Source organism: uncultured Senegalimassilia sp., from assembly GCF_934636665.1.
GTDB lineage: Bacteria > Actinomycetota > Coriobacteriia > Coriobacteriales > Eggerthellaceae > Senegalimassilia.
Genome location: NZ_CAKUAT010000007.1, coordinates 80036 through 93998, shown reverse-complemented (window position 1 = coordinate 93998; position 13963 = coordinate 80036). Strand labels below are relative to the sequence as shown.

The 13963-nt window shown below is 63.0% G+C and carries 12 protein-coding genes; 3 read left to right on the top strand and 9 right to left on the bottom strand.

Annotated features, from left to right (window positions below; all coding sequences use genetic code 11):
- Positions 1–10: 10 nt before the first annotated feature.
- Entirely contained in the window at positions 11–805 is a 795-nt protein-coding gene (locus Q0G75_RS04260; RefSeq protein ID WP_294414943.1) for a TetR/AcrR family transcriptional regulator, read from the bottom strand.
- 461 nt (positions 806–1266) lie between these two features.
- Here Q0G75_RS04260 and Q0G75_RS04255 point away from each other — a divergent pair, with 461 nt between their 5' ends.
- A complete protein-coding gene (locus Q0G75_RS04255) occupies positions 1267–2109 on the top strand; it encodes a MetQ/NlpA family ABC transporter substrate-binding protein (RefSeq protein WP_294414944.1) in 843 nt (280 codons plus the stop codon).
- 136 nt (positions 2110–2245) lie between these two features.
- Positions 2246–3610, top strand: a complete 1365-nt coding sequence (locus tag Q0G75_RS04250) for a PFL family protein (RefSeq protein ID WP_294414945.1) — start codon at positions 2246–2248, stop codon at positions 3608–3610.
- 142 nt (positions 3611–3752) lie between these two features.
- On the opposite strand, the gene ettA is transcribed toward Q0G75_RS04250, so the two are convergent.
- From ettA to Q0G75_RS04230, 4 genes are all read right to left on the bottom strand, one after another.
- Entirely contained in the window at positions 3753–5432 is a 1680-nt protein-coding gene (ettA, locus tag Q0G75_RS04245) for an energy-dependent translational throttle protein EttA (protein ID WP_294361302.1), read from the bottom strand.
- A gap of 341 nt (positions 5433–5773) precedes the next feature.
- Positions 5774–6790, bottom strand: a complete 1017-nt coding sequence (locus Q0G75_RS04240) for an SDR family oxidoreductase (protein ID WP_294414946.1) — start codon at positions 6788–6790, stop codon at positions 5774–5776.
- 81 nt (positions 6791–6871) lie between these two features.
- Positions 6872–7996 carry a DUF1648 domain-containing protein gene (locus Q0G75_RS04235; protein WP_294414947.1) on the bottom strand — a complete coding sequence of 375 codons (1125 nt, stop codon included), beginning with the start codon at positions 7994–7996 and terminating at the stop codon, positions 6872–6874.
- 11 nt (positions 7997–8007) lie between these two features.
- Positions 8008–8400, bottom strand: coding sequence for a GntR family transcriptional regulator (locus Q0G75_RS04230; protein WP_294414948.1), 393 nt, complete (start codon positions 8398–8400; stop codon positions 8008–8010).
- A 274-nt stretch (positions 8401–8674) separates the two neighbouring features.
- Here Q0G75_RS04230 and Q0G75_RS04225 point away from each other — a divergent pair, with 274 nt between their 5' ends.
- On the top strand, positions 8675–9361 hold the full coding sequence (locus Q0G75_RS04225) for a pyridoxamine 5'-phosphate oxidase family protein (protein WP_294414949.1): 687 nt from the start codon (positions 8675–8677) through the stop codon (positions 9359–9361).
- A gap of 71 nt (positions 9362–9432) precedes the next feature.
- On the opposite strand, the gene Q0G75_RS04220 is transcribed toward Q0G75_RS04225, so the two are convergent.
- The 4 genes from Q0G75_RS04220 to Q0G75_RS04205 all read right to left on the bottom strand — a co-directional run bounded on the left by Q0G75_RS04220 (position 9433) and on the right by Q0G75_RS04205 (position 13960).
- A complete protein-coding gene (locus tag Q0G75_RS04220) occupies positions 9433–9984 on the bottom strand; it encodes a low molecular weight protein-tyrosine-phosphatase (protein WP_294414950.1) in 552 nt (183 codons plus the stop codon).
- Positions 9985–10224: 240 nt separating this feature from the next.
- Positions 10225–10929, bottom strand: a complete 705-nt coding sequence (locus Q0G75_RS04215; RefSeq protein WP_294414951.1) for a hypothetical protein — start codon at positions 10927–10929, stop codon at positions 10225–10227.
- Positions 10930–11213: 284 nt separating this feature from the next.
- Positions 11214–11444 (bottom strand): hypothetical protein, encoded by a 231-nt coding sequence (locus Q0G75_RS04210; protein ID WP_294414952.1) that lies wholly within the window; start codon positions 11442–11444, stop codon positions 11214–11216.
- 1025 nt (positions 11445–12469) lie between these two features.
- Positions 12470–13960: a glutamate synthase subunit beta gene (locus Q0G75_RS04205; protein WP_294414953.1), complete on the bottom strand. Its 1491-nt coding sequence runs from the start codon at positions 13958–13960 to the stop codon at positions 12470–12472.
- Between the last annotated feature and the right edge of the window lie 3 nt (positions 13961–13963).

Below are 13963 nucleotides of genomic sequence, written 5' to 3'. Positions count from 1 at the left end.
GCCTTATTCCTTACAGTCGAATGGGGTCGCCGGGTTTGATGAAGAACAGGCGCATGGCCACAAGGGCCATCTCCTGCGAGCTTTCCTTCATGCCCGTTTCGATCCAATGGGTGATTACCCCTAGATATGCGCTGGCGTAGAACGCCACGTAATATTGCACGAACGGCGAGGGGTCGTTGCGGTAGCGCTCGTGCAGGATGGTTTGGATGACCTCGGTGCATACGGCGTCGCGCACGCGCGGGCCGAAGCTCGGGTCGCCTTTCGGGCCCATAATCGCGTGCAGGAAGTCGCCCTGTTCACGCAGGTAATCGAACAGTTTCACCAGAAACGGCATGGGCTTCTTGTTCACGCGGTAGCGCAGCACGTCCTTCAGGCTGAGCTGCTGCATGCATGACTGAAGGTTCTCCAGGTCGTCCATGATGTCGTCCTCAAGGGCGGCGAGCAGGCCTTCCATGTCGCCAAAGTTGTTGTACAGCGTGCCGCGGTTAAGGTCTGCGCGGACGCACAGGTCGCTGGCGCTGAAATTGGTCAGGCCGCGCTCCTCGATCAGCTCCACGAGGGCATCGCGCAACGCGCGCTTCGAGCGCGTGATGCGCCGATCCTCGACGGCGGGCGAGCCGTCTGCGACGCTGGATGCCGCAGCGGGTTTCGCGCCGGTTGCCGGCCTTGCTGTGGACGATGCGGTTACTTCAGGCTTCGCTTCCGAGTAGGTTACGGCGGACTCCGCGCCGGTTGCCGACCCTGCTGCGGCGGCGGGCTTTGCGGCCGTCGCCGATTCGGAAACCGAACTCCGTTGCGTGGGCATATGCCCCCTTCCTTGCGTACGCAGGTCGCAGATGCGCGCAGGCCCAAATCATGACGGCGAGCAGCGCTGTTTTGCATGTCTTGAACAACTCGGGCAATAATGGACAAGGTGTTCAATAGTGTTATTTTACCGACCATGCAGGTGGGAATCAACGAGCGCAACGCGCCTGCAAACGAGTCCCGCAACCTCTACATATATAGATGAGCAGCACGGCTTCCAACAATTCACCAGCAGCGCGATGCCGGTGGCGGACGCCCTGCCGCCGTTCGCCCTGTTCTACACCATAGCCGACCGGGTTATCGATTTTGCAGATAGCGTCCACCCACCTTTTCGTATGAGCAAAGCTATTGCCCAAAAATCCACGCTCGGTATACTAGGCGTCACGCAAAACAAGGCGCCACTGCCCCGCCCGCAAACTCGCGGTGCAGCCCGGGCGCAAAACGATGGGAGGGAGACCCTACATGAAGAAGTCCGCACTGAAGAAGCTCGCGGCGTTCGCCGCCGCCGGCGTCCTGGCCGCCGGCGTCCTGGCCGGTTGCGCAGGTTCCGGTTCCAACTCCGGCTCCGACGACAAGACCATCACCGTCGCCGCCAGCCCCACCCCGCACGCCGAGATCCTCACCAACGCCGTGGCCGACCAGCTCAAGGAGCAGGGCTACACGCTCGAGGTGAAGGAGTTCACCGACTACATCCAGCCCAACACGGTCACCGAGGAGGGCGAGGTCGACGCCAACTACTTCCAGCATCAGCCTTACCTGGATTCCTTCAATGAGGAGAAGGGCACGCACCTGGTCTCCGTCGAGCCGATCCACTTCGAGCCCTTCGGCCTGTACGCCGGCAAGACCGCTTCCCTTGATGCCCTGACCGACGGCGCAACCGTCGCCGTGCCCAACGACACCACCAACGAGGCTCGCGCCCTGCTCCTGCTGCAGCAGGAGGGCCTGATCAAGCTGGCCGACGGCGCAGGCATCACCGCTACCGCCAAGGACATCGTGGAGAACCCCAAGAACCTGCAGATCAAGGAGCTTGAGGCTGCCAACATCCCGAACGCTCTGAAGGACGTCGACATCGCCTGCATCAACGGCAACTACGCCCAGGCCGCCGGCCTGTCCGTCGAGAAGGACGCCTTGGCCGTCGAGGCCACCGACTCCCTGGCCGCCGAGACCTACGCCAACGTGCTGGTCGTCAAGGACGGCAACCAGGATTCCGAGAAGATCCAGGCTCTGGCCAAGGCCCTGAAGTCCGACGCCGTGCGCGACTTCATCAACAAGACCTACGAAGGCGCAGTCGTCCCGGTCTTCTAAGCCGCAACAACGAACCGATCGCAAAAGCGGGCCCACGGGCCCGCTTTTTCGTTGCCTAAAGGCCCCTTCGCCCGACCGATACGGCCGCAATTTGCTATCCTGTTGCAAAAGCGTCGCCCGTTAAAAGGACAGCATCATGCAAATCACCCCGGAAGAAATCGCCGAAACGCTTGCCATGGTCAGCAAGCAGCACCTAGACATCCGCACCATCACGTTGGGCCTGAACCTGCGCTCCTGCACGGATTCGGACATCAACACCATGGCGCGCAAGGTGTATGACAAGATGACGAAGGCCGCCGAGCAGCTGGTGCCCACCGCAGAGCAGCTCGAGCGCGAGTTCGGCATCCCGATCGTGAACAAGCGCATCTCCGTCACGCCTATCGCCGAGATCTGCGCCGCCGTGCCCGACGCCGACCTGTCGCGCATCGCCGTGGCCATGGACAAGGCCGGTGCCGAGGTGGGCGTCGACTTCGTGGGCGGCTTCTCCGCGCTCGTGCACAAGGGCGCATCGGCCGCCGACAACAAGCTGATGGACTCCATTCCCAACGCGCTTGCCGCTACCGAGCGCGTATGCTCGAGCGTCAACGTCGGCTCCACGCGCGCCGGCATCAACATGGATGCCGCGCTGAAGATGGCCGGCATCGTCAAGCAGTGCGCCGAGCTGACCGCCGACCGCGACTGCATCGCCGCCGGCAAGCTGGTGGTGTTCTGCAACGCCGTCGAGGACAACCCCTTCATGGCCGGCGCCTTCCACGGCTCGGGCGAGGCCGACGCCGTGGTCAACGTGGGCGTTTCCGGCCCGGGCGTCGTGCGCCAGGTGCTGGCGAACATGCCCAAGGACGCCGACATGACCGAGATCGCCGAGGCCATCAAGGCCACCGCGTTCAAGATCACCCGCGCCGGCGAGCTGATGGCCCGCGAGGCCAGCCGCCGTATGGGCGTGGCCAAGGGCATCCTGGACCTGTCGCTGGCCCCCACCCCGGCCGAGGGCGACTCCGTGGCCGAGATCCTGGAAGCCATCGGCGTGGGCCAGTGCGGCGGCCCGGGTACCACGGCCGCGCTCGCCATGCTCAACGACGCCGTGAAGAAGGGCGGCGTCATGGCCAGCTCCAGCGTCGGCGGCCTGTCCGGCGCGTTTATCCCCGTGTCCGAGGATGCCGGCATGATCCGCGCCGCCGAGTCCGGCGCGCTGTGCCTGGAGAAGCTCGAGGCCATGACCTGCGTGTGCAGCGTCGGCCTGGATATGATCGCCATCCCCGGCGACACGCCGGTCGAAGCCATCTTCGGCATCATCGCCGACGAATGCGCCATCGGTATGATCAACAACAAGACCACCGCCGTGCGCGTCATCCCGGCCATCGGCAAGAAGGTCGGCGACAAGCTGGACTTCGGCGGTCTGCTCGGCTACGCGCCGGTCATGCCCGTGAACACCCACGCCGGCACCGTGTTCGCCCATCGCGGCGGCCGCATGCCAGCCCCCATCAACTCGCTGAAGAACTAGCAGCGGCGGCAAGCACCACCCGAACGCAAGCGGGGATTCCGAATATTCGGAATCCCCGCTTTTCTTTTGCCCCGCTAACGCAAAAACGGCTCCCGCGGCCTTTGGGGTCGCGGGAGCCGTTCGTTCGCATTTGCGCTTGCGCTTAATCCCTGGTCAGCTTGCGGTGCAGGCGGTGGGGCTTTGCGGCCTCCTCGCCCAGGCGCTCGACGCGGTTCTTCTGGTAGCTCTCGAAGTTACCCTCGAACCAGTGCCAGTTGCCCGGGTTCTCATCGGTGCCCTCCCACGCCAGGATGTGCGTGGCAACGCGGTCGAGGAACATACGGTCGTGGCTGGTCACCACGGCGCAACCCGGGAAGCGCAGCAGCGCCTCCTCCAGGCTGGACAGCGTTTCAACGTCCAGGTCGTTGGTGGGTTCGTCGAGGAGCAGCAGGTTGCCGCCCTGCTTGAGCGTCAACGCCAGGTTCAGGCGGTTGCGCTCGCCGCCGGAGAGCACGCCCGCGGGCTTCTGCTGGTCGGAGCCCTTGAAGCCGAAGCTGGCCACGTACGCGCGGCTGGGCACCTCGGTCTCGCAGACCATCATGTAGTCCAGGCCGCCGGAAACGACTTCCCACACGTTCTTGTCGCCGTCGATGCCCGCACGACCCTGGTCGACGTAGGACACCTTCACGGTCTCGCCGAGCTTCAGGCTGCCGGAGGTGGGCTGCTCGATACCCATGATCATCTTGAACAGGGTGGATTTGCCCACGCCGTTGGGGCCGATGACGCCGACGATGCCGTTGCGCGGCAGCTCGAAGGACAGGTCGTCCATGAGCACGCGGTCGCCGAACTGCTTGTGCAGGTGCTCGACCTTGAGGACCTCGGCGCCCAGGCGCGGGCCTGCCGGAATCTGAATCTCGGTGAAGTCGAGCTTCTTGGACTGCGCGGCCTCGGCGGCCATCTGGTCGTAGCGCTCCAGACGGGCGCGGCTCTTCGCCTGACGCGCCTTCGGGGAGCTGCGGACCCACTCGAGCTCGCTAGCCAGGCGCTTCTGCAGCTTCTCATCGCGCTGCTTCTGACCCGCCATACGCGCGGCCTTGGTCTCCAGGTACGTGGAGTAGTTGCCCTTGTAGGGGTACAGGCTGCCGCGGTCGACCTCGCAGATCCACTCGGCCACGTTGTCCAAGAAGTAGCGGTCGTGCGTGACGGCCAGCACGGCGCCGGGGTACTTGTGTAGGAACTTCTCCAGCCACAGCACGGACTCGGCGTCCAGGTGGTTGGTGGGCTCGTCGAGAAGCAGCAGGTCGGGGGCCTCGAGCAGCAGGCGGCACAGGGCCACGCGACGACGCTCGCCGCCGGAGAGCACGTTCACCGGCATGTCGGGGTCGGGGCACTGCAGCGCGTCCATGGCCTGGGACAGCTGGCTGTCCAGGTCCCAGCCGTTGGCCGCGTCGATGGCGTCCTGCAGCTTGCCCATCTCCTCCATGAGCGCGTCGAAGTCGGCATCGGGCTCGCCCATGAGCGTGCCGATCTCGTTGAAGCGGGCGATGTTGGCCTTCACGTCGGCGAACGCCATCTCGATGTTCTCCAGGACGGTCTTGTCCTCGTCCAGCGGCGGCTCCTGCTGCAGGATGCCCACCGAGTAGCCGGGGGTCAGGCGCGCGTCGCCGTTGCTGACCTCTTCGATGCCGGCCATGATCTTGAGCAGCGTGGACTTGCCCATGCCGTTCGGGCCCACCACGCCGATCTTCGCGCCGGGGTAGAACGACAGGGTGACATCGTCGAGGATGACCTTGTCACCGTGCGCCTTGCGCGCCTTGTACATTTGGTAGATGAACTCTGCCATGATGCTCCTTTATGTTTGACACGGCGGCATTGCCCGCCGAAAAAGCCGTTCCTTTGATTTAACCATATACCGGCGGAAAGGCATATCACCCTTCGCCAAATGCACGCGAACGCGAGCCCTCACCCTACGCGAGACGGGCGCAGAAAACCCGAGTTCAAGGGTTCCTTTTGCTAAGCGCGCGAACAAGGGCGCCTCCGCGCCAAATGAGTTTGGCACGGAAAAAGCCCAGGGCGAAGGCTCCCAAATGCGCAAGAACACAGACCTTCGCCCCGGGTGAACCCGGTTCCGAAGAGCTTGGGCCCAAAAGCCCCTTCTCGAAGCGCGCGAACGTGAGCCTTGCGCTACTTCCCGGGTTTTTGCAGGGCTGCAGCTGCTGCGGCGGCCCAGGTGCGCGGAACGAAGCGGCTGCCGAACACGATAACCTTCGCTAGCACCCCCGGACAGCACAGCAAGCGATTGCAGCCCAGGGCGCGGATGGCCGCGCGGGCAACGCGCGGAGCGCTGATGGTCATGCGCGCCAGCGCCGTGCCGCCGGCGTCGGCGTTGTCCCAAAACGGCGTGCGAACAGGCCCGGGGCACAACGCGGTCACGTGCACGCCGTGCGGGCGCAGCTCCATATGCAGCGCGCTTGAGAACGATTGGACGAACGCCTTCGAGGCGTAATACGTGGACATGTACGGCCCGGGGACGAACCCGGCCACGCTGGCCACATTGAGGATGCCGCCGTGCCCACGCGCCGCCATGCCGGGCGCGAACGCATGGCAAAGCTCCATAAGCGCCATATCGTTGGTTTGCACAAGCGCGCGATGGCGTTCCAAGCTGCTTTCCGTGAAGGGTGCATCGTAACCGAAGCCGGCGTTGTTCACGAGCGTCTCCACCTGCAGGTTCGCCGCCTGCACCTGCGACGCCAACGCATCGACGGCGCGCGGCTGCGCGAAGTCGGCAACGAAAACGTGCGTGTCCACGTCGAAGCGTTCGGCCAGGTCCTTCGCCAACTCCTCGAGCTTGTGCCGATCGCGTCCCACCAGGGCCAACGTGCCGCATTCGCGGGCCAGCTGCGCGCACAGTTCGCGGCCGATGCCGCCCGTCGCGCCCGTGACCAGCGCACAAAGCGCAGGGGCTTCTAGCGAAGGGGACGCGGACAGCGCATCCGCGCGACCGGCAAGCGGCTCGGGGTGCGCATGGGAGCTACGCAGGCCAGCGAGCGAATCGGCCGACGCCGCCTTCTGCGACATGGCGCCGCGGTCGGTTCGCGACGCGCTCGCCCCCGGCGCCGCACCTCCCACCTGCGCCGCACTGCCGGAATCCGCCCCGTTTTGGAAACCTTCCACGTTCTCGGGCAGCACCATGTTCGCCATCTCCTTCGTCTTATCCTTCGCCTCTCGACGCCTTCGGACGGGAAACCAGCCCCGAAGGGGCACCTATCCGCGACATCGCGATCAATCGACCATCGCCACGCACAGCACCACGAATAGGGCGGTTGCCACGATGAAGCCCACCATCACAGCCCATGCAACCGGGCGCGCCCAATTCACCGTCCAGCCGAAGCCGGAACGCTGCGGCAAAAACAGGCTGGCATCGCCAGGGTTGTAATAAAACAAGCCCAGCTTCCAGTATGCATCATCGTCGGCCAAAAGCATGCTAGACCGCTGCATGCGAAACACCCGCGAGCCGGACTGGCCGTACACCGCATTGAGGATGACGCTGCCCACCGCTACCAACATCGCCACCACGACGATGGCGGCCACCGCTCCCGTTATCGGCAGCACGCCGATCGTGGAAAGCTCGATGAGAAGCCCGCATACCGCCGTGATCGCCAGCCCGCCTACCAGCAGAAACACGGTTTGCGCATGGGCGAACATCCCGTACGCCCAAGCGGAGCTCGCCGGATTGCCCGGCTCCGTTCCCTTTTTAGAGCGCAGCACCGTCCAATGGGAGAACACGAAGCAGCCGACCAAAAACAACTCGAGCGCTATGGGAAACGCGGCAACCGCCGGGCTTTTCGCCGCGACATCGGTAACGGCACCCGAAAAATCGACATGCATGGGAATCTGGGCGGGCATGACCGGGTAGCCGGCGACGGCAACGACGATGGTCAGCAAGATCACCGGTGCATACAGCCAATTCCACGCCAACGAGATCGCCTTTGGCGCATCCTCGGAGCCCTCCCCAATCGCCGCAACACGTTGCTGCGCCTCAGCCTGCCAGCCGCGATCACGCTTGATCGCCTGAACGCAGCGGCGGTAGCGCACGATAAGCCCGTAACCCAGTACAAGAGGGGCAAGCGAACCGGCCACGACAAGCGCCATGACCGCCTTCATGCTCCCCATCAGGCAAAAGGCGACAGCTGCCAAAGTGAGAATCGCCGTTACCGCCGCAATTATCGCGACGAAACGATGCTTGAGGACGCGAATACCCGGGTCGCTTTGCGCAACCTCGGGCACGGAAACGGAGAAGGCTTGCCCGTTAGGCTGCAAAAGCGGGGTGATCGCCATCATCGCCCCAACAAGCGGGATTGTGGCGATCAAAGCGAACATGACAAGCTGCATATCGGCGGATTCCATATCGTTGCCCCCTATTCCTTTTCGCTAAACACTTCATCTAACTGGGCTTTTACCTGCTGCTCGAAAACTTCGCGCGCGCCTCCGGAAGCTTTGAAGGCCAGCGCGAGCTGATGGATATCCCGGGACAGCCGCTCCTTTGCGGCCGCCGTGCCCGCGGCCGCCGCTGCCGGCTGCGCCACGAACGCGCCTTTGCGGCCCTTCATTTCCACATAGCCCTCATCGCGCAGCAACGCGTATGCCTTGTTAACGGTGTGCAGGTTTATTCCCAGGTCGGAAGCCAGGCTGCGCACGCTCGGCAGCGCATCGCCCGGCGCAAGCTCCTCTTGCGCTATACCGCGAACGATTTCGTTGCGAAGCTGCTGATACAACGGCACATCGAGCGTTTGGTCGATACGCACGAACATGATTGGTTCCTTTCACTGATCCTTTGCCGCAGTCTGCCGCCCTCGCCCATCCCTTCCCAAGTTTTCCCTTGCGCTTTTCTTACTATTCGCCATTAGATCCCTTGGAATTCTGTTATAGCCAAATTATAACAGTTTCCCCGTCCCTGTTCTATAGAAAGTAGAACAGGAGTAGGGAAACTCGTGTGATGTTGGCGCAACGGCGGATTGCGGCAACCGAACGCAACGGCACGCCGTACCATAGGGGTAACGAAAACGCCCGAACCCAGGAGCACTCATGGATTTGCAGAATATCCCCGCCATCTATCCCGAGGGCGCGGTGCCGCAACCGCAGGCCGCGCAAATGCAGCAGGCCGCCGCTGCGGCGCAGGCGGCCGCCATGGCGCAGGCCGCACAGGCGCAGCAGGCTGCCGGCATGACCCGGGCCGGCGCCGCAGCGCAGGCCGCCATGCCCGTTTCGCATCGCCCCATGCGGCAGGCGGGCCGTCAGCTTCGCAGCACCACGCAGCTGCATGCGGTGGTCGAGGCTTGCCAGACGGTGCGCATCGCCTGCGTTGACGAGGAGGGCCCGTTCATCGTGCCCATGAGCTTCGGCTACGACTGGGCCGACCCCGAGGAGATCGACGCCGATGCGCCGCGCCTGGCGCTGTGGGTGCACTCGGCCGGCGTCGGCCGCAAGGTGGACGCGTTCAACCGGGAGCCGCGCGTGGCGATCGAAATGGACGTGCAGGAAGGCCTGATCACGGGCACGTATGCCTGCGCGTATTCGTACGCATACCGCTCCATCATGGGCACGGGCACCATCCATCGCATCCAGGGAACCGAGGCGAAGCGCTACGGTCTCACGCGCATCATGCAGCACCTGGCGCCCGAAGCATCGACCGACTTCACCGACCAGGCGCTCGCCCGCGCGAACATCTACTGCATCGACATCGACCGCTTCACCGGCAAGCAACGAGCATAGCGAGCGATTTCACAGGAACGAGAACGGGGCCGCCGGCAGATATGCCGGCGGCCCCGTTTAACAATCGTATGTTATTGCGCTTGACACCAGGTCAGGAGGCCTTTGCAGCCGGCCAGCACGTCGCGGTAGGTGTCGTCGAAATTGCCGGTGAACCAGGGGTCGGCCACGTCGGCGGCGTTGGCGCCGGCTTGCGCGATCACGCGGGCATCCTGCGCATCGGGAAGGGCCTTCCCGTCCTCGCCCACCAGTCCCGCGCCGGGAGCGAACGCGAGCAGGCGTACGCACTTCGTTTCCGGGTCGCTTCCGAAGATGCGGCTCAGATGGCGCTCGTTCTCGTCATCCATGTACACGAACAGGTCCCACTCGTCGTACTCGTCGGCGCGGACCTTGCGGGCGCGATGCGGCAGCACCGGCACGCCCACCTGCTTGAGCTTATCGACCGTGCCGTGATGCGGCGGATGCCCGATCTCGTCGTTGGTGGTGGCGGCGGAATCGATGAACAGGACGTCGGCCAGCCCCGCCTTGTTCACCAGGTCCTGCATCACGAACTGGGCCATGGTCGACCTGCAGATATTACCATGGCAGATGAAGAGGATGCGCGAGATGGCTTGACGACGAGACATGCGACTCCGATTTCGTTGTGGTTAACAGTAGCTGAATATCCTATTGCACGAATCAAGGAAGCGCAATAACGCATCCGATATTCGGCTAACTTCGCCACAGCATAGGCATCGAACGGAGAAGCAGGGCAAACCCTTTCAGCAAGCGTATCTGAAATGTTGTGTCATGCGTGCTTCACCATAGAGGGCGGCTCAACCAGAGCGCCGCCCTACGCATCGATTAAGCGGACGCCACGAGAACTCTTAACCGCAAACTTTACAGCACCGACTTTTCCCGCTTGCGGAAATCGACCCGCTATGGATTCCCGACGAACGCTTCAGCGTCGGACAATCCGGAGTGGTGTGGTAGACCTTGCCCCCGGACACCCAATAAACGATTTGCGAATTCCCGGCGCTTTTGCTCTCCTTCTCGATTCTGCGTTGCTCTTTCTCTTGCGCAGCTTTTTCCTCAGCAAGCTTCTTGGCATCAATTTGCTCTTGCAAGGAATCTCGCTCCGCTTGAAGCGCATCGAGCTGAGCATGCAAATCCTCGAGCTTTGCTTTCTCGTCAGCAATAGTCGCCTGCTGATCTTGATATCCGCCAACCTCAGCCTTAAATGAATCGCGCTCCTTTTCCGCCGAAGACAGCTTGCCTTCCAATTCCTTGTTTGATTTCTGCAAAGAAGCGATCCTCGCATTGGCCTCGTCAAGGTCGACTTGCAGTCCAGCGCACTCTTCATTCACGGAGGCAAGCGTATTATGCTCAGCGGTATAGACGATGCACCCTGCCGCGATAGAAGCCACGAGCAAAACCGAAAGCATGATTATCGCCGCAAACGGCTTCTTCTTATCGGCGCACCACTGCCGAATTCCGCCGGCCTTCGAAGGCTGCGAAGATGCCGCTTCCCCATCCACCGCATCATTCGCAAGCTGGGTCTCGACCTGTTCCTTCTCTTCCTTGTCCAACATTCCCCCAATTCCGCGTTTACGCAACCACCGAGCGATACCGACCGCATGCCCAAATCATATTTGCATCTTGCCAGCTCAAAGACTCACTCGAAAAGAAACTCAACTGCTGGACACGACAAAAGGCCGATAACCTACAAAGGGGGCCAACGCCCTACGCCAAACTACCATAATGGGAAACACCGCGAAAGACACATCGAACTACAGGACGAACACCTTCGAAAAACGGTCTCCGATGCTCCTCGAAGCCAAGCCAACAGCCACAACGCCAGCCAACTTCTTCCCGTTTACCCGACTTTTGCGCTCACGATCCGGCCGCTTGAGCTTGCTAGCGAATAGGTAATTCCGTTCTTTGAGGCTTGGCCCATTCCCTTGCCCGAACCGAGCGACTCGTAGTTGGCGATGACTTCGCTCCCGATAGCGTGGGCTTCGTCCTTGGTCAGCGAAGGATCGCACGTCTGAATCAATGCATACATAGTTTCAGCCGCATATTCATCGCAATTCGCTTTCTGGATCAATGCGCGCTTTTGCTTCGAGAAGCAAGCCTCTTTGCCTTCTTCGCCCGAATCGTAGACCGCCCTGCATAGCGCTCTTCGTGATTAGCCGATATAATCCCACCCACGGTACTAGCAAGCCTGTAGCGGGCGGCGCTTTCACAAGGAGGCGAAGCCTATGTTCGAGCAGACTATTTATCTCGTTGCAGCCCTGGCCACGATCGGGGCATTCCTCTTCGAGGTGTGGCGATATTTCGACGATAGGAAGTAAGACAGCAGCAAGCAGGTGGCAAGGTAGGAAACAAAGAAGGGCCGTAGCTGGAACTACGACCCCTCAACCAATCCGCGTCGCCCGAGTGACTTAAACCATAGCGGGCTTCGCTAGTGCCGTCATTGTAGCATCGGCAAGGCAGTCTCTCCACCCTTTGCGTCAAAATCGCCACGATTAGCTCCCGCGCTTCAAACATCGGGATGCGTTGTACGACCCAAATCACCTTGAGGCAATTCGTTATCGCGTTGTCGTGTTTGGACTCGAATCGTTTGTTGTAAGATCGTCGCAACGAACTACCTATGCAATCTAACTATTCCCTTCTGACCCGCACTTATACACCATTACATGGTCAACCTGCAGATATTGCCGTGGCAGATGAAGAGGATGCGTGAGGTGGCTTGACGACGTGACATGCGACTCCGATTTCGTTGTGATTAACAGTAGCTGAATATGCTATTGCACGAATCAAGGAAGCGCAATAATGCATCCGATATTCGGCTAACTTCGCCACAGCATAGGCATCGAACGAAGAGGGCCCTTCGTCCTCATCGAAGACGAAGGGCCCTCCGGAGCAAGGCTTCGTTCGAAAGCAGATCAGCTCGACGCGCTCGTTACCGCCCTTGCCGCCAAAACCCCGGCAGGGCTAAACCGATCCACCGCTCCCGTCGCGCTTGAGGGAGCATCATCTCGGCGCATCGTCGACCCGACGCCGCCGTCACGGTCCACGCGCACCGCGCCGCAACCCGTCACACTAGGCGAAGAAACCGCAGCGAACTCCCTACAACCCCAGGTCGCTAGCAACCTCGGCGGCGCACTTGAGGGCGTCGGCCATGGCGTTGACCACCAGGCTGCTGCCCGTGCGGGCATCGCCGGCAACGTACACGGCGGCGTCGTCCTTGCCAGCGGCGGCGCGCATAGCGCGATGCGAATCGCCGGCCGCCATCACCGGAAGCGGACGGCCCTGCGTTGCCAGCGGCACGCCGAACGCATCGAACACGCCGCCCTCCGGACCCGCGAAGCCGCAGGCCACCAGCACCAGCTGCGCATCGACCTCGCGCTCGGAGCCCGCCACGGGCTCGGGCTTGCCGGCCGACCAATCGAATGTGCGCACCTGCAACCCACGTACATGCCCGGCGCCATCCAGCAGCACCTTTTCCGTGTCGGCGCACCATTCGCGCAGGTCATCGCCCTGCAGCGCGATAGCCTCCTCCTGACCGTAATCCGTCTTCGCAACGTTGGGCCATTCGGGCCACAGGTTCGACGCCGCGCGCTCCTTCGGCGCACGCGGGCCATATTCCAGCTGGCGAACCGTGCGCGCGCCTTGGCGAACCGCGGTGCCCATGCAGTCGTTGCCGGTGTCGCCGCCGCCGATGACCACCACGTCCTTGCCCTCGGCGCTGATGGCGGGCTTGCGACCCTCAAGCAACGCGCGCGTCTGCTCGGTCAGGTAATCCACCGCGTACACCACGTCTCCCGCGGCGATGCCGGCGTCGAAGCCTTCGGCGTTCACGCCGCGCGCCTTGCAGGCGCCCGCGGCAACCACCACGGCGTCGAACTCCGCAGCCAAACCCGCGGCCACGTCGGCATCGGCCGCGTCGACGCCCAGACGGAACTCGATGCCCAGCTCGGCCATCAGGTCCACACGGCGCTTGACCACCGACTTATCCAGCTTCATGTTCGGGATGCCGTACATGAGCAGGCCGCCAGCACGGTCGTGGCGCTCGACCACGCACACGCGCGCCCCGCGGCGCGCCAGGTCCCACGCGGCCACCAGGCCCGCCGGGCCCGAGCCCACCACGGCGACGCTCGGCGCATCCGGGCCCGCCGGCTCGAAGCGGCGAGGCCCGCCATGGGCCCACTGCCAATCGGAGATGGCGCGCTCGTTGTCGTGGATGGTCTCCGCCTCGTCGTTGCGGGCAAGGTTGCACGCCGCCTCGCACAAGGCCGGGCACACGCGGCTGGTGAACTCGGGCATGGGGCTGGTCAGCGCCAAGCGCTCGGCCGCCTGCCCCCACTGGCCGCGCCACACCAGGTCGTTCCACTCGGGAATCAGGTTGTGCAGCGGGCAACCGGAAGGCCTTGCCTTCCCGAACGGCGCTCCTACCTGGCAAAACGCCACGCCGCATGCCATGCAGCGGCTTGCCTGCTCACGCGTCCGCTCCTCCGGCACCGGCTCGTACAGCTCACCGAAATCGCGGGTACGCTCTTGCACGGGACGCAGGCTGTGGGCGCAGCGGCCGTGTTCCAAAAATGCTCCGGGCTTTCCCATCTC

Coding starts and splice junctions, on each gene's coding strand:
- Q0G75_RS04260 (WP_294414943.1), bottom strand. CDS start 805: ATGCCCACGCAACGGAGTTCGGTTTCCGAATCGGCGACGGCCGCAAAG.
- Q0G75_RS04230 (WP_294414948.1), bottom strand. CDS start 8,400: ATGTTCGTGCGTATCGACCAAACGCTCGATGTGCCGTTGTATCAGCAG.
- ettA (WP_294361302.1), bottom strand. CDS start 5,432: ATGGCAGAGTTCATCTACCAAATGTACAAGGCGCGCAAGGCGCACGGT.
- Q0G75_RS04240 (WP_294414946.1), bottom strand. CDS start 6,790: ATGGCGAACATGGTGCTGCCCGAGAACGTGGAAGGTTTCCAAAACGGG.
- Q0G75_RS04225 (WP_294414949.1), top strand. CDS start 8,675: ATGGATTTGCAGAATATCCCCGCCATCTATCCCGAGGGCGCGGTGCCG.
- Q0G75_RS04255 (WP_294414944.1), top strand. CDS start 1,267: ATGAAGAAGTCCGCACTGAAGAAGCTCGCGGCGTTCGCCGCCGCCGGC.
- Q0G75_RS04250 (WP_294414945.1), top strand. CDS start 2,246: ATGCAAATCACCCCGGAAGAAATCGCCGAAACGCTTGCCATGGTCAGC.
- Q0G75_RS04205 (WP_294414953.1), bottom strand. CDS start 13,960: ATGGGAAAGCCCGGAGCATTTTTGGAACACGGCCGCTGCGCCCACAGC.
- Q0G75_RS04220 (WP_294414950.1), bottom strand. CDS start 9,984: ATGTCTCGTCGTCAAGCCATCTCGCGCATCCTCTTCATCTGCCATGGT.
- Q0G75_RS04215 (WP_294414951.1), bottom strand. CDS start 10,929: ATGTTGGACAAGGAAGAGAAGGAACAGGTCGAGACCCAGCTTGCGAAT.
- Q0G75_RS04235 (WP_294414947.1), bottom strand. CDS start 7,996: ATGGAATCCGCCGATATGCAGCTTGTCATGTTCGCTTTGATCGCCACA.